Origin of the sequence: Roseinatronobacter alkalisoli (genome assembly GCF_028745735.1) — a bacterium.
GTDB lineage: Bacteria > Pseudomonadota > Alphaproteobacteria > Rhodobacterales > Rhodobacteraceae > Roseinatronobacter > Roseinatronobacter alkalisoli.
In genome coordinates this window covers 77,325-98,547 of record NZ_JAQZSM010000015.1, presented here as the reverse complement: position 1 = coordinate 98,547, position 21,223 = coordinate 77,325, and the positions used below count along the sequence as shown (strand labels likewise).

The window sequence follows — 21,223 nt, the reverse complement described above, 5'->3', positions numbered from 1 at the left end:
TCCTGTTCCGGACGCCCTGCAATGCCACAGACTGGTTTGCTACAGCAGTGCATTGTATTTTTGCACATTTCCTGATCGATCTCCCTGAACATATTCAGTTTTGATGTATTCCATCGTGGAAAGTTCTATACACAGTCAAACAGCTGCATTTTTGAAGATGAGAATTGATGTCCGAACCGGAAAACGAATCAGATGTATTTCGTCGGAACCTTCTGCATTTCATGAAATTACGCGGCTTTTCGGCCGCATCCCTGTCCCGCAAGGCTGGTCTGAACAGCCGCGCGGTGAAAGATATTGAAGAACGCCGGACGGGTAGCCCACGAATTTCGACAGTGTTCAAACTTGCGCGCGCGCTGGACATGGCGCCGGAAATTCTGCTGGGCCTTACCGTTCCGCAGGCGGATCATCCGGGGCAGCAGCCTGCCCATGACCCGGAGATTGATGCATTTCTGTCTTCTCTTTCTCAATCAGAGCGAGAATCCCTTGCAGCGTCAATTCGTCATCTGATTCAGCTTGGGCAGAGATAAACTGCCGGAGTGCCCACAACTCCAGGGGGGTGTGGGGCGCGTCGCTTTTCAGGCCGTGAGAATTTTCACACATATTTTTCTTGCCTTCATCGACGCATTCGCGTTGAATTAAGGGTGTACCAGTGAGAGTCGTAGCCTGCGCGTTATTGACACCATAGTGAACACGATCCTGATAGTGCAACCCTAGGTTTAGCAAATCGACGTGAATTCTGGTTGAGTTGCACACTTTTAGGTTGAAAATGTGTTAAAACACATGGTATAGATAGTGTAAGGCGAATTCTCGCTCTGGCAGTCTCTGCCCCCGCAATGAAGGAAACCACTCATGTATGATTACGGAAACGATATGAGTATCCCGCCAATCCCGCGCTTCGACGGGGTTGCTGTGGCCTTCATGGCATTCTCTGACGAAACGCAGGACATGCAGAACTGGGTATATGACATTCTGCGCGTTAACATCATGGCTGTTTCATATTCGGATCGCGCGCTGGAATGGCTGAAAAGCAGCGCGATGAAACTGGATTTCGTCATTGTCGATGTTGAACATCTGGGCGGGGTGCATCAGGCACTTAACTTCTGTCTTGCAATCCGCGCGGCCCTGCCGGACCTGAAAATCATCCTGATCTCTGATGAGGTTGCAGGCGATGATTTCGGCAGCGAGCGCAAGCCTGTCTGTGACGGGACGCTGATGAAACCCATTTCGCAAACCCGGCTTCTGGATGCTGTGCTGATCTGCAGCCAGAACCAGCGCAGCCGTGCGGTGATGGAATACGCCTGATCGCGGCACGCACCACTGATAGTATAAGAAATGCGCCTTTTCAGGCGCATTTTTGTTATTCTGGATCAGGCTGTCAGGGCCGGTTCCTGCCGCGTTCCGTGCGGCCCGCACGCGAAAGGCGCTGTCCTGGCGTTATCGCACATCCGGGCAGGGCAGAACCGGTTCGCAGTATGCGCCACCCGCGCTAGCCATCGATTGTGTCGTCGTCATCCTCGTCTTCGATACTGGCGGCAAGGTCATCTTCTGAAATTTCGACCCAAAGCCCGTCCATCACTTCGCCAATCTTGACGAACTGATCATCGACCAGCTTGTATTCAGCAATTTTCTCACCATCAGCATTATACAGGTTCGCCTGATTGACAGCGTTCAGTTGCAGATTGTTTTCTTCCAGAAACGAAAGCGCCTGTTCATAGGCGTCTTCCAGCGTGAAATCATCATCGTTTTCCGGGGCCTGGATGGTCAGGAAGTAATTGGTTTCAGAAGGTCCGTTATCTTCGACATTCAGGAAGAACTTTACGGCACTGGCGTCCTCGGGCAGGGGGGTGCCGACCTTGTCATCGCCATCGTCATCTGTGATGTCGTCGTCATCATCATCTTTCAGGTCGTCATCGCAGGGGTCTTCATCTTTTGACAGTTTCTCGCGCAGCATGTCCGCTTTCGCCTTCAGCTTGTCAGCCGCGCATTCCAGTGCCGCCGCTTTCTTTGCGCCGACCGCTTCCAGCAGGTCTGCTTTCTTGTCGCCCAATGCACTGAACTTGGCGGCGAATTTCTCGCTCAGGTGGCCGGATTTGCAGGAATAGAAATCCGCTTTCTTGTCGTAAAGCGCGCGCATGCCATCCGCTTTGTCCTGATAATGGTCACGCAGGCTGTCGGCCTTCGCTTCCAGCTTGGCGGCTTTTGCTTCCAGAGCATCGATTTTCTTCTGGATCAGCTTTTCACGTGCCGCGTCGATGTTGCAGTCCTGCTTTATCGGCGCGGGTTTGAACGCGGGGAATTTGGCGGCCTTCATGGTGAATAAGTTTTTGGACAGGAAAGACATGTTTTACCTCATAAACAATCGTATAACATGCGGTTGTAAACGAAGACTTAATTCCCACAATAATCCAAATTGGAAACAATCGGTTTCTGCCAGGATGAACAATCCAAAATATAACCTAAAAATACGATATAAAATCAGTATATTATGGACAGATCTTAATGTTCATCCTGCAGGTCCATCTGCCTGGATAACGCGCCGCTGCGCCGTTCAAACACCAGCAAGGTCTGGTCTTCGGTCAGTACCAGAACCCAGTCCCGCGACAGGGTGACGGCCTGCGCGCGTGCGCCTTCGGGCAGGGAAATGCTGTCGGGCAACCCGATGGGTGCAGGGGCGCGGGCTATCTGGGTGACAAGCAGTCCAATGATGACTATGACGCCAAGGATCATCACACTGGTCAGCACGACAACCAGTCGTTTGACCAAACGCACGTCGGGGGATTGCCCCTCTGGCGGGGGCATGTCCGGGGGCAGGGTCATGGCAGAAACGCCTTTCACAGAATTGAATGTCATCATCGGGCCGCAGCCGCCTGCGCGCCTTGATAAAGCCTTGGCCCGCGATGTGCCAGAGCAAGCCGCGCTGTCGCGGTCGCGCCTTATGCGCATGATCGCCGATGGCGCGGTCAGCCGCGACGGTGTGGTGCTGGACAGCCCGCGCGCGCAGGTTGCCGAAGGCGATGTGTTGACGTTGCGCGTCACGCATGGCGCGGAAATTGCGACTGTTGCGCAGGACATCACGCTGGATGTGCTGTATGAAGATGATGATCTGATTGTCATCAACAAACCCGCGGGCATGGTGGTGCATCCCGCACCCGGTTCTCCCGACCAGACGCTTGTGAACGCATTGCTGCATCATTGCGGTGACAGCCTGTCGGGGATTGGTGGCGAAAAACGCCCCGGAATTGTCCACCGCATCGACAAGGACACAAGCGGGCTGCTGGTGGTGGCCAAAACCGACCGCGCCCATCATGGGCTGGCCACGCAATTTGAACGCCATACGGTGAACCGGCGTTATCTGGCGCTGGTCTATGGCTGTCCGGATGCGGGCGATCCGCGCCTGCGCGGCGCGCGCGGCGTCAGTTTTGAATCCGCGAATATCATGAAGATCACCAGCCAGCTTGCGCGCCATCGCACTGACCGGCAGCGTCAGGCGGTTATCTGGTCCGGCGGGCGGCATGCGGTGACCCGTGCGCGTGTGCTGCAGGCGTTCGGCACACCTGCGCAACTGGCGCTGGTGGAATGCTGGCTGGAAACCGGCCGCACACATCAGATCCGTGTGCATATGACCCATGCCGGGCATGCGCTGGTGGGCGATCCCGTCTATGGGGGCGGGCGGCGCAAATTGTCGCCCAAGGCCCTTAGCGCGCGCGCGATTGACGCCTGCAGCGCATTTCCACGACAGGCCCTGCACGCGGCGACACTGGGTTTCGTGCATCCGGTCACGGGGGATGCGCTGGAATTTGCAGCCCCCCTGCCGGATGATTTTGCCGCCCTGCTGGATGCGTTGCAGACATCACCGGATGACACAAGCAGGTGAGGAGTGTTTCAAACTCTCGTGCCGGTGCGTTTACCTGATAGAAATGATTTTGACGCAGGTTTGCTTGAAACTTCATGGTGTCACGCATATCTGCAACCGGTCGCGACAAGGGGATGTTCATGAGCAGCTATGCCAATCTTCCAGCACCCAGCCCGGAACAGGGGCTAAACCGTTACATGCAGGAAATCCGCCGTTTTCCCATGCTGGAACCGGAAGAGGAATTCATGCTGGCCAAGCGCTGGGTGGACCATCAGGATACGGAAGCGGCGCACAAGCTGGTCACCAGCCATCTGCGTCTGGCGGCAAAAATCGCCATGGGGTATCGCGGCTATGGCCTGCCGCAGGCCGAAGTCATATCCGAAGCGAATGTCGGGCTGATGCAGGCGGTCAAACGCTTTGACCCGGACAAGGGGTTCCGGCTGGCCACCTATGCCATGTGGTGGATCCGCGCCAGCATTCAGGAATATGTCCTGCGGTCATGGTCGCTGGTCAAACTGGGCACCACCAGTGCGCAGAAAAAGTTGTTTTTCAACCTGCGCAAGGCGAAATCCAAGATCGGCGCGCTGGAAGACGGCGACCTGCGCCCCGAAAACGTGGCCCAGATTGCGCGCGATCTGAATGTGTCCGAAGGCGAAGTGATCGCCATGAATCGCCGCCTGTCGGGCGGGGACAGTTCGCTGAACGCGACCATGGGCAGCGAGGAGGGGGCATCCAGCTGGCAGGACTGGCTGGAAGATGAAGACGCCAATCAGGCCGAGGATTACGCCGAACGCGATGAACTGGAATTGCGCCGTGAATTGCTGCTGGAGGCGATGGATGCGCTGAATGACCGTGAACGCGATATCCTGACCGCGCGTCGGCTGAGCGAAGAACCCGTCACGCTGGAAGATCTGTCGCAGCAATTTGACGTCAGCCGCGAACGCATTCGCCAGATCGAAGTGCGCGCCTTTGAAAAACTGCAGGCGCGCATGCGCACTCTGGCGCGCGACAAGGGAATCGTGGTTCCGGTCAACTGACCCGCGCGCAGGTCCGGCCCTGACTGCCCTGCGGCGGGAATGCCGGTCTGGGGTCTTACCTTGCCGGAGCCGCTGAGGGGCTTTCTTGTGGTATGGCGCTTCGTTTCCTGCCCGGATGGCGGCATGTCCGCGCGGCCGGGCAGAAAGCGGGGATGCGCCCCGCAGATGGATGTGCTCCCGAAACGGGAGAGGCAGGTGTCGGGAGCATTCTCATACAGTGGGGAAACTGCAAGGTTTATCGCTGCTCCAGCCTGAAACGGGGTGTGAAACATGCACAAAGCCCGCGCCACAGGTCGGGCCGGGGACTGCCGGTCCCACGCCCGGAGAAGTTCACTTTATGCAGGCGGCATACTCCGGCATTCAAGGCTTGATGTGTCGCTGGCGTACCCGGCAGGCCGCGGGACGGCCCGCCGATAGCGTGGGCCAGCCTTCGGCCTTTGCTCCGCGCCTTTGGGAAGCCCGCAGTTGCCCGCATCAGGCGAACCTCATCCGTAATAATATCTCAGCATTCGGTCTGATCGAGCCATGATTCCAGAAAAAAACCATCCGCCATGCCTGACGCTGATTCCTGAACGACCCCTCAGAAATCGACCGCGATTCCCTTCTTCTCCCAGTCGCCATAGCGCACGGGTTCAGGCCCCTTGCGCCCGCCCAACTCGCGCGGGCGGTCGGGGTCCGGGGTTGCGGCGCGGCGCGCTTCAGCTTCGGCCAGCGCACGTTGCGCCGCATCCGGCAGGGCTGCGCGGCGTTCTGCTTCGGTCAGATCGGGGGTTTCTGGGTCAATCGGGAGCATATGGGGCCTGCTTGTCATATCACTTCCTCTGATATACCCCGATTGTATCAAAGGACAAGAAACCTTCATGCCCCAATCCGCCACACTTGCACCGCGCGCCGCCGCGCTGGACCTGATACACACCGTATTCGAACACCGCCGCAGCCTGTCGGATGCACAGGGTGGTCTTGCCACCCTGCCGCCGGAGGCGCGCGCGCGCGCCGCGCGGCTGGCGCAGGAAGGGTTGCGCCAGATGGACCGGGCTGACCATCTGCTGCGCCGCGCCTTGCGCAAAACCCCGCCCGACCGCGTGTTGTGGGTGCTGCGTCTGGCGACAGTGGAAATGCTGGGCCTTGGCGCAGCTGCGCATGGGGTTATCAATGATGCCGTGGCGCTGACGCGGGGCTGGGCGGGGGAACCCAAGCTGACCGGGCTGGTGAATGCGGTCCTGCGCCAGATGGCGCAGCACAGCGCGCAGGACTGGGCGCAAACCCCTGTGCCGCGCCTGCCTGCATGGCTGCGCGGTGCGCTGCAAAACGCCTATGGCAATCCGGTAACCCAGGCGATCGAGGCTGCGCATCAACACCCCGCGCCGCTGGACCTGACCCTGCGCGATGGTGCGGAACCACCCACAGGGCTGGCGGGGCAGGCCCTGCCCACCGGAACCCTGCGCCTGCACCACGCGGGGCAGGTCAGCGCCCTGCCGGGCTATGACAGCGGCGCATGGTGGGTGCAGGACGCCGCAGCCAGCCTGCCTGCGCGCCTGTTGGGGCAGGTGCAGGGCGCGTCCGTGCTGGATATATGCGCCGCACCGGGGGGCAAGACCATGCAGCTTGCCGCCGCCGGGGCCAAAGTGACCGCGCTGGACATGTCCGGCCCACGGCTGGGGCGGCTGCACGAAAATCTGGCGCGCACCGGGCTGGATGCGGCAGTGGTGCAGGGCGATGCGCTGCACTGGACCCCTGACAGCCCGTTTGACGCCATTTTGCTGGATGCGCCCTGTTCGGCCACGGGCACCATACGCCGCCACCCGGAATTGCCGCATTTGCGCAACCGTGCGGATGTCAAGGCGCTGTGTGCCTTGCAAGCACAGCTTCTGGACCGCGTGCTGGACCCGGCGCAGGGGCTTTTGCGCGCAGGCGGGCGCGTGGTGTACTGCACCTGTTCGCTGCTGCCAGACGAAGGCGAGGCACAGGCCAGCGCGGCCATGGCCCGCCACCGGGTTCAGGCGCAACGGGTCTGCCTGCCCGGTCTGCCGGATGACTGGCGCACGCCCGAAGGTGGAATACGCACCCGCCCGGACTACTGGCCGGACTCTGGCGGGATTGACGGGTTCTATATGATAGTTTTGCAACATATGGGGTAATTTGCCTTCCCACCCGCAAGACTTGCGCGCAAGGGCTGACAATACTGCCGCTTATGGCTATTCTGCGCTGCAACAAACCCCACCGAATTCAGATCATGATTCCAGACAGGTCCGGTTCCCAGTGACGCAGTATTCCACGACAGGTACCCTACAGGTGGGAATGATGGATCGCCTTGCTGCACTGTTGCTGGCGCGGGGGCAGCCTGTGACCGCATTGGTCGCGCAGCCGCAACCGCGTGGCACCGGCCAGTTTGCACGCGGCAAGCAGATGCTTGCAGGCAATTTCCTGATGGCGGGGGAATTGCTGAAATCCGGTGACGCGGTGCCATTTCGCGCAACAACCGCAGATGCGGTGGATGCGCTGCACGGGTTTGACTGGCTGAATGATCTGGCTGCGGTCGGGGACCAGCAGGCCCGCAAACTGGCGCAAAAGGGGCTGGCGGACTGGCTGGCACAATTCGGGCGCGGGCAGGGGCCGGGCTGGGTGCCGGGTGTGGCCGGGCGCCGGTTGCTGAACTGGTTGTCACATGCTGTCCTGCTGATGCAGGGGCAGGAAAAACCCTTTCAGGACAGGTTCCTGCGCGCGCTTGCCCATCATGCCGGTTTTTTGGTCCGCCGTGCGGGGCGCGCAGCGCCGGGACTGCCCCGGATTGCGGCGCATACGGGGTTGTTGTTCGCGGCCTTGTCGCTGGAAGGGTGGGAACGGCGCATAGACCCGACTGCAAAGGCATTGCTGGCCGATTGCAACCGCCAGATTGACAATGACGGGGGTATCGCGACGCGCAGCCCCGAAGACCTGTTGCAGATATTCGTGCTGTTGTCATGGACCGCGCAGACACTGGATGACCTGGGCCGCGCGCCTGATGCCGGTATGCTGGATTTGCTGTCGCGGCTGGGGCGTGCCTTGCGCGCGCTGCGGCATGCCGATGGCGGGCTGGCGCGGTTTCACGGTGGCGGGCGCGGGAATGAGGCCGATCTGGTCGCGGCGCTGGCCATGCATGATGCGCTGTATCGCAATCCGGTTGCAGGCAGCGGGGCAGGGCCGGTCATGGGCTTTGCGCGGCTTGCTGCAGGGCGCAGCACTGTCCTTGTTGACGCGGCACCGCCGCCGGTTGTTGCCGCGCCGTCGCAGGCGCATGCCTCGACTCTGGCGTTTGAGCTGACATCGAACCGGCGTCCGGTCATTGTGTCCTGTGGCGATGGCACCAGTCTGGGCGTGGACTGGCAGCGCGCCAGCCGCGCCAGTGCGTCGCATTCAACGCTGTCGATTGACGGCTATTCCTCTGCGCGGTTTACCGGCACAGACCGTAACCGGCTGAAACTGACTGACGGGCCGCGCCATGTCGGGTGCGAATTTCGCCACACATCCTATTCGCGCGCGGTCGCGCTGTCGCATGATGGCTATATTGACAGCCACGGTCTGGAACATACGCGCTTTCTGGACCTGTCGGCAGATGGCCGGGTGCTGAGCGGCGAAGATATGCTGATTTCCGGCGGGCGCACAGCGCGCAAGCGCTTTGATGATGTGCTGGTGCGCACGCGCGGCGCGGGCATTGCCTATAGCCTGCGCTTTCATCTGCATCCCGAAGTCGAAGCATCGGTGGACATGAACGGCACGGCCGTGTCCATCATGCTGCGGTCGGGGGAAATCTGGGTATTTCGTGCCGAAGGTCATGCGCTGACACTTGCGCCATCGGTCTATCTGGAAAAAGCCCGCCTGAAACCGCGCGCCAGCCTTCAGATCGTGTTGTCCTTGCGCGCGCAAGGCTATACCAGCCAGGTGAACTGGGTTCTTGCCAAAGCGCAGGACACCCCCCTTGCCCTGCGCGATACTATGCAGGAAAACCCGCTGGCTGTGCCCGAACTTTAAGATCTGACCAAGGATGCCTTTTCCCATGACTGACCTTGCCCCGCTGAAACGCGCACTGATTTCCGTTTCCGACAAGACCGGCCTGATTGATCTGGCCAAGGCGCTGGCCGCGCGCAAGGTGGAACTGGTATCCACTGGTGGCACGGCGCGTGCGCTGCGCGAAGCCGGGCTTGCAGTGCAGGATGTGTCGGAACTGACAGGATTTCCCGAAATGATGGACGGGCGCGTGAAAACCCTGCATCCGGGCGTGCATGGCGGGTTGCTGGCGCTGCGCAATGACGAAGCGCATGTCGGCGCGATGGTCGCACATGGGATCAAGGCGATCGATCTGCTGGTGGTGAACCTCTATCCGTTTGAAGCGACTGTCGCACGCGGCGCGGATTATGCCGAAGCGATTGAAAATATCGACATTGGCGGCCCCGCGATGATTCGCGCCGCCGCCAAGAACCATGATTTCGTGACCGTTGTGACGGACCCCGAAGATTACATGCCGCTGCTGTCGGAACTGGACGCGCAGGACGGCAAGACGCGGCTGACCTTCCGGCGCAAACAGGCGCAGCGCGCCTATGCGCGCACAGCGGCCTATGACGCGGCAGTGTCCACTTGGATGGCGGGCGCGATTGATGATGCGGCGCCGCGCCGCCGTGCTTTTGCGGGCACATTGGCGCAAACGCTGCGTTACGGCGAAAACCCCCATCAGGGCGCGGCATTTTACCGCGACGGGTCCGACCGTCCGGGCGTGGCCAGCGCGACCCAGCATCAGGGCAAGGAACTAAGCTATAACAACATCAACGACACCGATGCGGCGTTCGAACTGGTGTCGGAATTCCTGCCATCTGATGGTCCGGCCTGCGCCATCATCAAGCATGCGAATCCTTGCGGTGTGGCGCGCGGGGCGACATTGGCCGAAGCCTATAGCCGCGCCTATGACTGTGACCGGACATCGGCCTTCGGCGGTATCATCGCGCTGAACATGAAGCTGGATCTGGACACCGCCAGGGCAATCACCGGTATTTTCACCGAAGTTGTGATCGCACCTGCCGCTGATCAGGCCGCGATTGATCATTTCGCCACGAAAAAGAACCTGCGCCTGCTGACCACCAAAGGGCTGGCCAATCCGGGCCTTGGCGGGCTTGCGTTCAAGCAGGTGTCAGGCGGGTTTCTGGTGCAGGACCGCGACAATGGCATGATTGGTCTGAATGACCTGAAGGTGGTCACAAAACGCGCACCCACGGATGCGGAATTGGCCGATCTGCTGTTCGCGTGGAAAGTGGCCAAGCATGTCAAATCCAATGCCATCGTCTATGTGAAGGACGGTGCGACAGTGGGCGTGGGGGCAGGCCAGATGAGCAGGGTGGATTCCACCCGCATCGCCGCGCGCAAGGCGCAGGACATGGCAGAGGTTCTGGGGCTGGATGCCGCACCGACCAAAGGGTCGGTTGTCGCATCGGACGCGTTCTTTCCCTTTGCCGACGGGCTGCTGAGTGCCGCTGCCGCAGGCGCGCGCGCCATCATCCAGCCCGGCGGGTCGATGCGCGATGACGAAGTGATCGCCGCTGCGGATGAAGCGGGCCTTGCGATGGTTTTCACCGGCCAGCGTCATTTCCGGCATTAAGGGACACATGGGTATGCGCATTGCAATCGGAGTTGCTGCAACCGTTCTGGTGGCCGATCAGGCCAGCAAATGGGCGGTTGTGGATGTGATGGGGCTGGACCAGCGCCTGTTCATTCCGGTGTTTGACCCGTTCCTGAATTTTGCAATGGCGTGGAATACCGGCATAAATTTCGGGCTGTTCAGTTCCGGAAGCGGGGCGGCGCGTGCGGTTCTGGTTGCGCTTGCGCTGGCCATCTGCGCCTGGGTCTGGGTCTGGGTGCGCCGCGATGGCGCGCGCAAATGGATGCAGGTTGCGGCCGGTTTTCTGATCGGCGGCGCGCTGGGCAATGTGATTGACCGGCTGCGCTGGGGCGCGGTGGCGGATTTCATCAACATGTCTTGTTGTGGTCTGCAAAATCCGTATTCTTTCAACATTGCGGATATTGCGGTTTTTGCCGGTGCTTTCGGGTTGATCCTGTTTTCCGGCCGGGGTGAAAAGCACAAGGATGCAGGTTAGGGCGTGAATCTGCGCGTCTGGACCGTGACAGGGCGTGACGTTGTGATAGGAATGCGCTAAGACCATGCGCGAATGGTAGGATTGAAGGGGGTCCGGAATGGCAGTCAGGCAGGTGATATTTGCAGCCCTTGGCGTGTCCGTGCTGGCATTGGGGGCCTGTTCGGGCGATGGCGATCCCATTCTGATGCACGCAGGTGCGCAGAATCGCGGCCCTGATGAATTTGCTATCCTGCCCACCAAGCCACTGGAGCTGCCCGATGATCTGGCGGCGTTGCCTGCGCCCAATCCGGGTGGTGCCAACCGTGTGGACCCGCAGCCGCGCGCAGATGTCGCGCGCGCGCTTGGCGGCAACCCCGCTGCTGCGGTCAGCCCCGGTGCCATGGATGGCGGGATCGTCAATTACGCCAGCCGTTTCGGGCGCAATGCGGATATCCGCGCGCAGCTTGCCGCCGAAGATCTGGCGCACCGCCAGCGCAATCGCGGGCGGTTGCTGGAACGTGTCTTTGCGGTGAATGTCTATCACAGCGCCTATGAACATATGTGGCTGGATAAATACAGCGAGCTGGAACGCTGGCGCCGTGCGGGCGCACGCACCCCATCGGCCCCGCCGCGTGAATTGCTGGATAACTGATATTCCTGTTTGGTGGGAAGGCTGTGTCCGACCGGTCGCGCATGTCGCGGGGCAGGGTGGGACGCGGGTTTATGCGCGCCGGAGGTGATGACCGGAAGCGGCGGTTGGGATGATTCCAAAGGCGCGGAGCAAAGGGCGCAAGCCCGCCGCGCCACCGGTGGGCCGTCCCGCGGCCTGCCGGTTACGCCAGCGTCACGCCAAGCGTTTGCGCTTAGGATTATGCCGCTTGCATAAAGTGAACTTCTCCTACGCCGGACCGGCAGACCCCGGCCCACCGCTGGCGCGGGCTATATAGGTGCCCCGATCCCCGTTTAACCCTCAATCCCGCGCCAGCACCATCGCTGCCCCCCACTGGTCACAACCGCGTTGCCCCCCTTGCAGCGCCCGGCGCAAGCTGTAACTTCTGGCACAGTTTCGATGTCCTGACCAAAAAGGTATGCGCAAACCATGTTTCCCCGTCTGACGGTCCTTGTCGTGCTTGGCTTGCTGGCGCTGCGCGCCGCCCATGCCGAACCAGTCACCCATGCCAGCCTTGATAACGGGCTGGAGGTTGTCATCATCGAAGACCGCCGCGCGCCGGTCGTGGTGCATATGGTCTGGTACCGCGTGGGGGCGGCAGATGAGCCACCGCAGCAATCGGGCATCGCGCATTTTCTGGAACACCTGATGTTCAAGGGCACCGACACAATGGAACCGGGCGAATTTTCCCGCGTGGTCGAAGCCAATGGCGGGCGCGACAATGCGTTTACCAGTTGGGATTATACCGGCTATTTCCAGCGCGTGGCGTCTGACCGTCTGGAACTGATGATGCAGATGGAAGCCGACCGCATGGCCAACCTGTCCTTCACCGAAGAAGACTGGATGCCTGAACGTGCGGTCGTTCTGGAAGAACGCGGGCAGGTGCTGGAAAGCCGCGTGGGCGGGCAGTTCAACGAAAGCATGATGGCCGCGCTCTATAAGGCGCACCCCTACGGCATTCCGATCATCGGCTGGCGCCATGACATGGAACGGCTGACCGGACAGGATGCGATGGATTTCTATCATCAGCATTACGGGCCGAATAACGCGGTTCTGGTGATCGCGGGTGATGTGGACACGGAACAGGCGCTGGATATGGCGCAGCGGATTTACGGCCCCCTTTCCCCCAATCCCGCAATTACCCCTGTCACCCGCCCGCACGAACCCCCGCATCTGGCCGAACGGCGGTTGGTGTTTGAAGATGCGCGCGTCGGCACCCCCTATGTGAACCGCATGTATCTGGCCCCGGTGCGCCGCGCCGGGGATCAGGCGGAAGCCGCCGCGCTGCAAATGCTGGCGGCCCTTCTGGGGGGCAGTTCCACAACATCGGTGCTGGAACGGCGGCTGAACTTTGAGCAGGGCGTGGCCCTGTCGGCATGGGCCGGGTATAACGGCATGGCGCGCGATTACGGTACATTCACCCTTGGGATTGCCCCCGTCGAAGGGGTGTCGCTGGAAGAAGCCGAAGCCGCACTTGACGCGGTGGTGGCCGAATTCCTGCAAGATGGCGTGGATCAGGCGCAGTTCGACCGCGTGCGCCACCAGATCCGCGCGTCCGAAATCTATGCGCTGGACGATGTGCAGGGCCGCGCGCGCCAATATGGTGTCGGGCTGTCCATCGGGCTGGGGGTGGATGATATTGATACCTGGGTCGACGCGCTGGACGCGGTGACCCCCGAAGATGTGATTGCCGCAGGCCAGATGCTGCTGGACCGACGCAATGCTGTCACCGGCTACCTGACCCAACCCGCGACCACCGCGCCAGAGGTGACACAATGACCCGTTTGCTGGCCCTGACCCTTGGTCTGTTCGTTTTGCTGGCGGCACCCCTGCGCGCAGAAGTCGCGATTACCCCTGTCACATCCGACAGCGGTTTGCAGGCATGGCTGGTGGAGGAACGCAGCATCCCCATTGTCACGCTGGAATTGATATTTGCAGGCGGGTCCACCCTGGACGACGACGCCACCGCCGGTGCGACAAGCCTGATGACCGCGCTTTTGTCCGAAGGGGCAGGCGATATGGACGCACAGGAATTTGCCGCCCGCAGCGAAGAACTGGCCGCGCGGATCGGCTTCAACGCGGGGCGCGACACGGTGTCGGTATCTGTGCAGTTCCTGACCGATGATGCGGATGCAGTGATCGACCATCTGCGCCTCGCCCTGACCGATCCGCGTTTCGATGCGGATGCGGTTGAACGGGTGCGCGGGCAGATGGTGTCGAAACTGCGCCGCGACGCGCTGGACCCGAACACGCTGGCCAGTCGCGCCTTTGCGCAGGCCGCGTATGGCGAACACCCGTATGGGCGGGCCAGTGATGGCAGCGTGGAAACCGTGGCCGCGCTGGACCGTGACACGCTGATTGCCGCCCATCAGGGCGCGATTGCGCGCGACCGGGTGTTCATTGGTGCCGCAGGCGATATCGGTGCCGAAGAACTGGCGCGACTGCTGGACCGGTTGTTTGATGGCATTCCCGAACAAGGCGCGGAAATTCCCGCCCGCGCCGAATTCGCCGCCCCCCCCGGCATAGAGGTGATCCCCTTTGACGGGCCGCAATCAGTGATTGCCTTTGGCCATGACGGTATTGCCCGCGATGACCCCGATTTTCTGACCGCCTATGTCCTGAATGAAGTGTTCGGCGGCGGGCGTTTTGGCACGCGGTTGATGGAAAGCCTGCGTGTGCAGCGCGGCCTGACCTATGGCGTGGGTAGTTTTCTGGCCGCGGGCCTGCTGGGCGAAAGCTATCAGGGGCGTATGTCCACTGACAATGCCAATGCGGCGGCGGCTATTGAGCTGCTGCGCGAAGAATGGGCGCAGATCGCGGAACATGGCATTTCGGATGATGACCTGTCGCGGATACAAACCTATCTGACCGGGGCCTATCCGCTGCGCTTTGACGGCAATGCCGCGATCGCGTCCACGATGGCGTCGATGCAGTATCAGGGCTTTGATATCGATTATGTGAACATCCGCAATGACCTGATTGACGCGCTGACGGTGGAACAGGTCAATGCCATGGCTGCGCGCCTCTATGATGCGGATGCGCTGTATTTCGTGGTGGTGGGCCAACCCGAAGGGCTGGAATAGCGGCTTGGCAGTGGCGCGGTGGGCATGCTATATTCTGTAGCATGAACACCGCACACCGCAATATCCGCCCCGAAATCCGTCAGCTTGACGAAGCCTGCGCCAACCGCATTGCGGCGGGTGAAGTGGTGGAACGCCCTGCATCTGCGGTCAAGGAACTGGTGGAAAACGCACTGGATGCGGGTGCCACACGCATTGATGTGGCCTATGGCGACGGGGGCAAAACCCTGATCCGCGTGCGCGATGACGGGCATGGCATGACGCCCGACGACCTGCCGCTGGCCCTGTCGCGTCACGCCACATCCAAGATTGACGGAAGTGATCTGCTCAATATCCGGTCCTTCGGGTTCCGGGGCGAAGCGCTGCCAAGCCTTGGGGCTGTGGGGCGGCTGGCCATCACCTCGCGCGCGCTGGGGGCGGATGGTGCGACCATTACGGTTACTGGCGGGCGCGTGGGGCAGGTCCGCCCGGAAGCCGCGCAACAAGGCACGCTGGTTGAATTGCGCGATCTGTTTCATGCCACGCCTGCGCGGCTGAAATTCATGCGGTCCGAGCGGGCAGAGGCGCAGGCCATCGCTGATGTGGTCAAGCGGCTGGCCATGGCCGAACCCTATGTCAGTTTCACCCTGTCGGATGTGTCCACTGATACCCCGCGCCAGATATTCCGTGCCGATGCCGCCCAAGGCGCGCTGTTTGACGCGCTCGAAGACCGGATGGCCGCTATTCTGGGGCGTGAATTTACCGATAATGCCATCCGCATTGATGCAGAACGCGACGGGTTGCACCTGACCGGGCTTGCGGGCCTGCCCACTTATTCGCGCGGTGCGGCAGTGGCGCAATATCTGTTCGTGAATGGCAGGCCCGTGCGCGACAAGCTGCTGATCGGGGCGTTGCGCGCGGCCTATATGGATTTTCTGTCGCGTGACCGGCACCCTGTTGCGGCGCTGTTTCTCACCTGCGCGCCGGATCTGGTGGATGTGAATGTCCACCCCGCCAAATCCGAAGTGCGCTTTCGCGATCCGGGGCTGGCGCGCGGGCTGGTGGTCAGCGGGTTGCGCCATGCGCTGGCCAATGCGGGGCACCGCGCATCCAGCACAGTGGCAGGGGCCATGCTGGGGGCCATGCGCCCGCAAACCGCGCCCCATGCGTCGCCCCCCTATCAGATGGACCGCCCGTCCGCGCAGACGCGCGCTGCCAGCTACCAGCTACAGGCGCCCATGGACATGGCCGAAGCACCCGCCTTCTGGACCGGGGCGGAGGCCGTTTCTGCCCGCCATGACAGCCCTGATGTAGGCCATTCCGTGCCTGATGATGCCCCCCTTGGGGCCGCCCGCGCGCAGTTGCATCAGAATTACATCGTGGCTCAGACCGCACGCGGCGTGGTCATTGTGGACCAGCATGCGGCACATGAACGGCTGGTCTATGAACGCCTGAAACGCCAGCGCGCTGAAAACGGCGTGGCAGGGCAGGCGCTGCTGATCCCCGAAATCGTGGAACTGCCCGGCGCGGATGCGGCGCAATTGCTGGCGTTGGCGGATGATCTGGCCGCCCTCGGGCTGGTGATAGAGGCATTTGGCGGCGGCGCGATTGTCGTGCGCGAAACGCCTGCGTTGCTGGGGCAGGTGGATGCGCGCGCGCTGATCCGCGACATTCTGGATGATCTGGCCGATCTGGGGCAAAGCCAGAACCTGCAGGCGCGTATCGATGCGGTCTTGTCGCGTATGGCCTGTCACGGGTCCGTCCGTTCAGGTCGTGCCATGCGGCTGGAAGAAATGAATGCCCTGCTGCGCGACATGGAAGCGACGCCGCATTCAGGCCAGTGCAACCACGGGCGGCCCACTTATGTCGAGCTGAGCCTTGATGATATCGAAAAGCTGTTCGGCCGGAAATGAGCGTTGACTGGACCGACCCGCTGGTAATTGCGCTGGCGCTTGGCGTGGTGGCGCTGCTGGTGTTGTGGCGGGTATTGCGGGCGCTGGCCCCGCTGTCGGGGCTGGATGCGCGCATGTCCAGCCTGTCGGACACCCAGAACCAGCTTGCGGGCGGGCTTGCGCATGTCGCCCAAAGCCAGACACAGGTTATAGGCCTGGTAGAGGCGCGTCTGGCCGATATGGGGCGCTATATGGGCGACACGCTGGCGGGCAATGCCCAGACCACAGCGGCCAGCATGGGGGCCTTGCGCGAACGCTTGCAGGTGATTGATGCCGCTCAGGCCAAGATTGAAGCGCTGTCGGGCAATGTGTTGTCCTTGCAGGATATTCTGTCCAACAAACAGGCGCGCGGCGCGTTTGGCGAAGTCCAGCTTGAAGCGCTGTTGTCAGACGCGCTGCCGCCCGATGCCTTCAGCCTGCAGGCAACGCTGTCAAACGGGCGGCGTGTGGATGCGCTGATCCATATGGCGCAACCGCTGGCAGTGGACGCGAAATTCCCGCTGGAAGCATATCAGGCGCTGACACGCGCACCCGATGACGGTGCGCGCATGACCGCGCGTCGTGCGCTGGCGCAGGCCATGCGCGCGCATATCAAGGCGATTTCCGAACGCTATATCCTGCCCGGCGAAACGGCAGATGGCGCGCTGATGTTCCTGCCGTCAGAGGCGGTCTATGCGGAACTGCACGCCAACCTGCCCGATGTGGTGCGCGAAGGGTTTGTTGCCAAGGTTTGGGTCGTGTCGCCCACAACCATGATGGCCACGCTGAACACATTGCGCGCCGTGATGAAGGATACGCGCCTGCGATCAGAAGCGCGCGCCGTACGCCGCGAAGTGCAGTTGCTGGTCGAAGATGCGGAACGCCTTGGCGCGCGGGTCGCCAAACTGGAAAGCCATTTCGCGCAGGTGCAGAATGACCTGTCGGGCATCCGCATTTCCGCCGACAAGATCACGCGGCGCGGCGCGCGGCTGGATGATTTCGATTTCACCAGATCACCGGAATAAGGGCAGGGCGCATATGCGCCCCGCTGCGGTGCAGGATGGGGCAGGTTGATGCTGTTGCGTACCCCCCAACGCGCGGAATCAAGGCCGACAGGACAGGCCGCCGCGCCACCGGTGGGCCGTCCTGCGGCCTGCCGGTTTTGCTGGTGCTGATTCAGCTCTTGGAGGTCGGGATTATGGAGCCAGCATAAAGCAAACGCATCTCACGTGGGACCGGCAGACCCCGGCCCACCGGTGGCGCGGCTTGGCGCATGACGCGCCATTCAGGCGCAAACAGACCCGCTACAGCAAGCGCCGCGCGATCACCTGCGCCTGAATCTCGCCCGCCCCTTCAAATATATTGAGGATACGCGCATCGCACAGAATGCGGCTGATCTGGTATTCCAGCGCGAACCCGTTGCCGCCATGAATCTGCAGCCCGTTATCGGCCGCGGCCCATGCCACGCGCGCGCCCAGCAGTTTGGCCATGCCCGCTTCCAGGTCGCAGCGGCGGTCTGCATCTTTTTCACGGGCGCTGAAATAGGTCAGTTGCCGCGCGATCATGATTTCCACGGCCATCATCGCCAGTTTGGACGCCACGCGCGGGAATTCGATCAGGGATTTGCCGAATTGCTTGCGGTCCCCGGCATATTGCATGGCAACTTCCAGCGCGTTCTGGGCCACGCCGATGGCGCGCGCAGCCGTCTGAATGCGGGCCGATTCAAAGGTCTGCATCAATTGCTTGAAGCCTTGCCCTTCGACCCCGCCCAGCAGGTTGTCCCCCTTCACCTTGAACCCGTCAAAGCCAAGTTCATATTCCTTCATCCCGCGATAGCCCAGCACCTCTATCTCGCCGCCGGTCATGCCGGGGGTGGGGAAGGGGTTTTCAACGCTGCCCGGTTCCTTTTCGGCCAGAAACATCGACAATCCGCGATAATCCTGCGTGTCGGGAATGCTGCGGGCCAGCACGGTCATGACATGGGTGCGCGCGGCATGGGTGATCCAGGTCTTGTTGCCGGTAATTTCCCAGTCATCGCCCACCCTGACTGCGCGGGTGCGCAAGCTGCCAAGGTCAGACCCGGTATTGGGTTCAGTGAAAACAGCAGTGGGCAGGATTTCCCCGGATGCCAGTTTCGGCAGCCAGTGTTCCTTCTGGTCCTGCGTGCCACCGCACAGGATCAGTTCTGCCGCGATTTCGGTGCGCGTGCCCAGACTGCCAACCCCGATATAGCCGCGCGACAATTCCTCTGATACCACCACCATCGCGGCCTTCGGCATGCCAAGCCCGCCGAATTCTTCGGGAATCGTCAGGCCGAAAACACCCATTTCCGAAAGCTGATCAATCACCGACATCGGGATCAACTCGTCTTTCAGGTGCCAGTCATGCGCATGGGGGGTGACCTGTTCTTCGGCATAGCGGCGGAACTGGTCGCGGATCATTTCAAGGTCGTCATCCAGCCCTGTTGCGCCGAATGTGGCGCGGCCATGGTTCTGGCGCATAAGGGCAACCAGCGCCATGCGCGCGGCATTGCTGTTGCCCTGCGCGCGCAGGTGCCCGGCGGCCCCATTGTCCAGATCAACGCTGACACCCAGATCCGACAGGCGCGCGACTTCGCCCTGATTCATGGGAATGCCGCCCGCGATCTGGTTCAGGTATTCGCCAAAGCCGATCTGGTGAATCAGGCGCTCCATCTCACCGAATTTGCCGTCAGTGTGCAGCCGTTCGGCCCAGCCCTGCATCTGGCGCAGGCTTTCGACATAGGTGGCCAGCCACGCCAGCGCATGCGCGGCATATTGGTCCGCTTCCAGCAGATCCGCATCCACCTTGCCGGACGGGGCCACCCGTGCGCGCATATTGTCCGTGGCCTGCGTCAGCGCATCTTCGACAGGGGCCAGCGCCGCCTGTGTCAGGGCAAGCAGATCATCAAGCAGGGTTGAAGGCATGGTTTGTCCATCATGCGGCATGGGTCACTCCGGTCATTGGATCGTGTATTTCGCATCTGCAGCATGACATAGATGGTTCGCCATGGCTGCGCAAGAAAAATTCAATTTAATGCTCAAATTCTTTATCATTCTGTCGCATCGTCCAGCGCGCGGAGCGTTGCCCCGGCTGATGGGCTGCACGCAAGCGGCTGCGTGTCTGAATCGGGGTGCAGTCGCCTTTGATACGGCCTATCCTGCGTCGCGATCACCATGCATCAGGGAGCTGAAATGCTGGAACTTCTTTCTGCGGGCCTGTCCCCGTCGGTATTTCTGGGCGCTGTCGCCATTTCGCTGCTTGCCGGTTTGGTCAAGGGGGCGCTGGGTTTTGCGATGCCGATGATCATGATTTCGGGGTTCAGTTCCATCATGCCGGTGGAACTGGCGCTTGCGGGGCTGGCGCTGCCCACATTGGTCACCAATATCAGCCAGGCATTCCGGCAAGGCAGTGCGGCCGCCTTCGCGTCGGTCAGGGTGTATTGGCGCATGTTGCTGGCGCTGGTGGTGTGCCTGCTGATCAGCGCGCAGATGCTGACATTCCTGCCGCGCGCAGTGCTGCTGGCCATCCTGGGCGGGCCGATTGTGGCTTTTGCCGTGCTGCAATTGCTGAAAGTTCCGTTGCGCGTGCGCGTGGACCGACGCAGGCGCGCGGAATGGATAAGTGGTGCGGTTGGCGGGCTGTATGGCGGGGTGTCGGGGGTCTGGGGGCCGCCGGTAATGATGTATCTGATTTCCGTTGATACCGGCAAACGCGACATGGTGCGTGTGCTGGGCGTGGTTTTCCTTGTCGGGGCTATTGCGCTGGTTGTGGGCCATAGCGCGTCGGGGGTGCTGAACGCGCAATCCATATGGTTTTCCACAGCGATGGTGGTGCCGGGGATGATTGGCCTGTGGCTGGGCTATGCCATTCAGGACCGCCTGAACGCCGACACCTTCCGGCGCTGGACATTGATCATGCTGGTGGTAACCGGGCTGAACCTGCTGCGGCAGGCAGCGGGGCTGTAGCGCACGCGGTGGTCAGGCCACCATATCCACCGCGCGCAAGGTCAGCCATGCAAGCAATGAATAGCGCGCGGTCTTGGCGATGGCGACAAGGACAGCGAATTGCCACAAGGGGGTGCGCATGATGCCCGCAACCAGTGTGAACCACCCCAGCAAGGGTGCCCAGCTCAGCAGCAGTGACCATACCCCATAGCGCGCGAACCAGCGTTGCGCGCGTTCCAGTTGCGCAGGGCGGGCGGGAAACCAGCGCCGGTCGCGGTAATGCTCGATCCGCGCGCCAATTGCGTAATTCACGAAGGCCCCCAGCGTGTTGCCCACTGATGCCACCGCCACCAGCATCACGACAGTTGTCAGATTCGCCGTCTGCATGGCCAGAAAGACCACCTCTGACTGAAAGGGAATGATGGTGGCTGCCAGAAATGCAGCAGCAAACAAGGCAGCCAGCGCTGCGATAATGGTGATCATGCCTGACGGCCAGTTCTGTCGGTTTTGCGTGTCATTGCCACCCTGATACGGCCATCGGCGCAAAAATGCCAGTTCGCAGGCAATCACCCCGATGTGTGGAACCGTGATGGGGTTGGCGGGTTACAGT

General features: G+C 61.5%; 19 protein-coding genes. 14 read left to right on the top strand and 5 right to left on the bottom strand.

Annotated elements, in window-relative coordinates; all coding sequences use genetic code 11:
- Positions 1-167: 167 nt before the first annotated feature.
- Both PUT78_RS15255 and PUT78_RS15250 read left to right on the top strand, forming a co-directional pair.
- Positions 168-527 (top strand): helix-turn-helix domain-containing protein, encoded by a 360-nt coding sequence (locus tag PUT78_RS15255; protein WP_274353128.1) that lies wholly within the window; start codon positions 168-170, stop codon positions 525-527.
- Between the two features lie 322 nt (positions 528-849).
- Positions 850-1,302: a response regulator gene (locus tag PUT78_RS15250; protein ID WP_274353127.1), complete on the top strand. Its 453-nt coding sequence runs from the start codon at positions 850-852 to the stop codon at positions 1,300-1,302.
- Positions 1,303-1,486: 184 nt separating this feature from the next.
- Here PUT78_RS15250 and PUT78_RS15245 read toward each other — a convergent pair whose 3' ends face one another.
- Together PUT78_RS15245 and PUT78_RS15240 are read right to left on the bottom strand one after the other, a co-directional pair.
- Positions 1,487-2,341 carry a hypothetical protein gene (locus PUT78_RS15245; RefSeq protein ID WP_274353126.1) on the bottom strand — a complete coding sequence of 285 codons (855 nt, stop codon included), beginning with the start codon at positions 2,339-2,341 and terminating at the stop codon, positions 1,487-1,489.
- Positions 2,342-2,496: 155 nt separating this feature from the next.
- Positions 2,497-2,817: a DUF6476 family protein gene (locus tag PUT78_RS15240; RefSeq protein ID WP_274353125.1), complete on the bottom strand. Its 321-nt coding sequence runs from the start codon at positions 2,815-2,817 to the stop codon at positions 2,497-2,499.
- Between PUT78_RS15240 and PUT78_RS15235 the strand changes: the two genes are divergently transcribed.
- The gene (locus PUT78_RS15235; protein WP_274353124.1) at positions 2,816-3,874 is read left to right on the top strand and encodes an RluA family pseudouridine synthase; all 1,059 of its coding nucleotides are present in this window, start codon (positions 2,816-2,818) and stop codon (positions 3,872-3,874) included. The genes PUT78_RS15240 and PUT78_RS15235 overlap by 2 nt on opposite strands.
- Positions 3,875-3,993: 119 nt before the next feature.
- Positions 3,994-4,890, top strand: coding sequence for an RNA polymerase sigma factor RpoH (rpoH, locus tag PUT78_RS15230; protein ID WP_274353123.1), 897 nt, complete (start codon positions 3,994-3,996; stop codon positions 4,888-4,890).
- 580 nt (positions 4,891-5,470) lie between these two features.
- Here rpoH and PUT78_RS15225 read toward each other — a convergent pair.
- The gene (locus PUT78_RS15225) at positions 5,471-5,683 is read right to left on the bottom strand and encodes a DUF1674 domain-containing protein (RefSeq protein ID WP_274353151.1); all 213 of its coding nucleotides are present in this window, start codon (positions 5,681-5,683) and stop codon (positions 5,471-5,473) included.
- Positions 5,684-5,750: 67 nt separating this feature from the next.
- Between PUT78_RS15225 and PUT78_RS15220 the strand changes: the two genes are divergently transcribed.
- The 9 genes from PUT78_RS15220 (at position 5,751) to PUT78_RS15180 (ending at position 17,673) form a co-directional block, all read left to right on the top strand.
- A complete protein-coding gene (locus tag PUT78_RS15220; RefSeq protein WP_274353122.1) occupies positions 5,751-7,028 on the top strand; it encodes an RsmB/NOP family class I SAM-dependent RNA methyltransferase in 1,278 nt (425 codons plus the stop codon).
- A gap of 160 nt (positions 7,029-7,188) precedes the next feature.
- Positions 7,189-8,898: a heparinase II/III family protein gene (locus PUT78_RS15215; protein WP_337994689.1), complete on the top strand. Its 1,710-nt coding sequence runs from the start codon at positions 7,189-7,191 to the stop codon at positions 8,896-8,898.
- 25 nt (positions 8,899-8,923) lie between these two features.
- On the top strand, positions 8,924-10,513 hold the full coding sequence (gene purH, locus PUT78_RS15210) for a bifunctional phosphoribosylaminoimidazolecarboxamide formyltransferase/IMP cyclohydrolase (RefSeq protein ID WP_274353121.1): 1,590 nt from the start codon (positions 8,924-8,926) through the stop codon (positions 10,511-10,513).
- A gap of 13 nt (positions 10,514-10,526) precedes the next feature.
- Positions 10,527-11,009, top strand: coding sequence for a signal peptidase II (lspA, locus tag PUT78_RS15205; RefSeq protein ID WP_274353120.1), 483 nt, complete (start codon positions 10,527-10,529; stop codon positions 11,007-11,009).
- A 97-nt stretch (positions 11,010-11,106) separates the two neighbouring features.
- Positions 11,107-11,640 carry a DUF3035 domain-containing protein gene (locus PUT78_RS15200; RefSeq protein ID WP_274353119.1) on the top strand — a complete coding sequence of 178 codons (534 nt, stop codon included), beginning with the start codon at positions 11,107-11,109 and terminating at the stop codon, positions 11,638-11,640.
- 447 nt (positions 11,641-12,087) lie between these two features.
- Complete coding sequence (locus PUT78_RS15195; protein ID WP_274353118.1) at positions 12,088-13,437, top strand: M16 family metallopeptidase; 1,350 nt, start codon at positions 12,088-12,090, stop codon at positions 13,435-13,437.
- The gene (locus tag PUT78_RS15190) at positions 13,434-14,741 is read left to right on the top strand and encodes a M16 family metallopeptidase (protein WP_274353117.1); all 1,308 of its coding nucleotides are present in this window, start codon (positions 13,434-13,436) and stop codon (positions 14,739-14,741) included. The genes PUT78_RS15195 and PUT78_RS15190 overlap by 4 nt, the downstream gene beginning before the upstream one ends.
- Positions 14,742-14,782: 41 nt before the next feature.
- Complete coding sequence (mutL, locus tag PUT78_RS15185) at positions 14,783-16,630, top strand: DNA mismatch repair endonuclease MutL (RefSeq protein WP_274353116.1); 1,848 nt, start codon at positions 14,783-14,785, stop codon at positions 16,628-16,630.
- Entirely contained in the window at positions 16,627-17,673 is a 1,047-nt protein-coding gene (locus PUT78_RS15180) for a DNA recombination protein RmuC (protein ID WP_274353115.1), read from the top strand. Before mutL ends, PUT78_RS15180 begins: the two co-directional genes overlap by 4 nt.
- A gap of 279 nt (positions 17,674-17,952) precedes the next feature.
- Here the strand turns inward: PUT78_RS15180 and PUT78_RS15175 are convergent, their stop codons facing one another.
- On the bottom strand, positions 17,953-19,614 hold the full coding sequence (locus PUT78_RS15175; RefSeq protein ID WP_274353114.1) for an acyl-CoA dehydrogenase family protein: 1,662 nt from the start codon (positions 19,612-19,614) through the stop codon (positions 17,953-17,955).
- 246 nt (positions 19,615-19,860) lie between these two features.
- Between PUT78_RS15175 and PUT78_RS15170 the strand changes: the two genes are divergently transcribed.
- Complete coding sequence (locus tag PUT78_RS15170) at positions 19,861-20,634, top strand: sulfite exporter TauE/SafE family protein (protein ID WP_274353113.1); 774 nt, start codon at positions 19,861-19,863, stop codon at positions 20,632-20,634.
- A 12-nt stretch (positions 20,635-20,646) separates the two neighbouring features.
- Here the strand turns inward: PUT78_RS15170 and PUT78_RS15165 are convergent, their stop codons facing one another.
- Positions 20,647-21,096, bottom strand: a complete 450-nt coding sequence (locus PUT78_RS15165) for a YqaA family protein (RefSeq protein WP_274353112.1) — start codon at positions 21,094-21,096, stop codon at positions 20,647-20,649.
- Positions 21,097-21,223: the final 127 nt, after the last annotated feature.

What these genes read in the sequence shown, in the direction of transcription:
- PUT78_RS15200 (WP_274353119.1), top strand. Translation starts at nt 11,107, where the DNA reads ATGGCAGTCAGGCAGGTGATATTTGCAGCCCTTGGCGTGTCCGTGCTG.
- PUT78_RS15195 (WP_274353118.1), top strand. Translation starts at nt 12,088, where the DNA reads ATGTTTCCCCGTCTGACGGTCCTTGTCGTGCTTGGCTTGCTGGCGCTG.
- mutL (WP_274353116.1), top strand. Translation starts at nt 14,783, where the DNA reads ATGAACACCGCACACCGCAATATCCGCCCCGAAATCCGTCAGCTTGAC.
- purH (WP_274353121.1), top strand. Translation starts at nt 8,924, where the DNA reads ATGACTGACCTTGCCCCGCTGAAACGCGCACTGATTTCCGTTTCCGAC.
- PUT78_RS15240 (WP_274353125.1), bottom strand. Translation starts at nt 2,817, where the DNA reads ATGACCCTGCCCCCGGACATGCCCCCGCCAGAGGGGCAATCCCCCGAC.
- rpoH (WP_274353123.1), top strand. Translation starts at nt 3,994, where the DNA reads ATGAGCAGCTATGCCAATCTTCCAGCACCCAGCCCGGAACAGGGGCTA.
- PUT78_RS15180 (WP_274353115.1), top strand. Translation starts at nt 16,627, where the DNA reads ATGAGCGTTGACTGGACCGACCCGCTGGTAATTGCGCTGGCGCTTGGC.
- PUT78_RS15175 (WP_274353114.1), bottom strand. Translation starts at nt 19,614, where the DNA reads ATGCCGCATGATGGACAAACCATGCCTTCAACCCTGCTTGATGATCTG.
- PUT78_RS15165 (WP_274353112.1), bottom strand. Translation starts at nt 21,096, where the DNA reads ATGATCACCATTATCGCAGCGCTGGCTGCCTTGTTTGCTGCTGCATTT.
- PUT78_RS15225 (WP_274353151.1), bottom strand. Translation starts at nt 5,683, where the DNA reads ATGCTCCCGATTGACCCAGAAACCCCCGATCTGACCGAAGCAGAACGC.
- PUT78_RS15235 (WP_274353124.1), top strand. Translation starts at nt 2,816, where the DNA reads ATGGCAGAAACGCCTTTCACAGAATTGAATGTCATCATCGGGCCGCAG.
- PUT78_RS15245 (WP_274353126.1), bottom strand. Translation starts at nt 2,341, where the DNA reads ATGTCTTTCCTGTCCAAAAACTTATTCACCATGAAGGCCGCCAAATTC.
- PUT78_RS15255 (WP_274353128.1), top strand. Translation starts at nt 168, where the DNA reads ATGTCCGAACCGGAAAACGAATCAGATGTATTTCGTCGGAACCTTCTG.
- PUT78_RS15215 (WP_337994689.1), top strand. Translation starts at nt 7,189, where the DNA reads ATGATGGATCGCCTTGCTGCACTGTTGCTGGCGCGGGGGCAGCCTGTG.
- PUT78_RS15190 (WP_274353117.1), top strand. Translation starts at nt 13,434, where the DNA reads ATGACCCGTTTGCTGGCCCTGACCCTTGGTCTGTTCGTTTTGCTGGCG.
- PUT78_RS15170 (WP_274353113.1), top strand. Translation starts at nt 19,861, where the DNA reads ATGCTGGAACTTCTTTCTGCGGGCCTGTCCCCGTCGGTATTTCTGGGC.
- PUT78_RS15250 (WP_274353127.1), top strand. Translation starts at nt 850, where the DNA reads ATGTATGATTACGGAAACGATATGAGTATCCCGCCAATCCCGCGCTTC.
- PUT78_RS15220 (WP_274353122.1), top strand. Translation starts at nt 5,751, where the DNA reads ATGCCCCAATCCGCCACACTTGCACCGCGCGCCGCCGCGCTGGACCTG.
- lspA (WP_274353120.1), top strand. Translation starts at nt 10,527, where the DNA reads ATGCGCATTGCAATCGGAGTTGCTGCAACCGTTCTGGTGGCCGATCAG.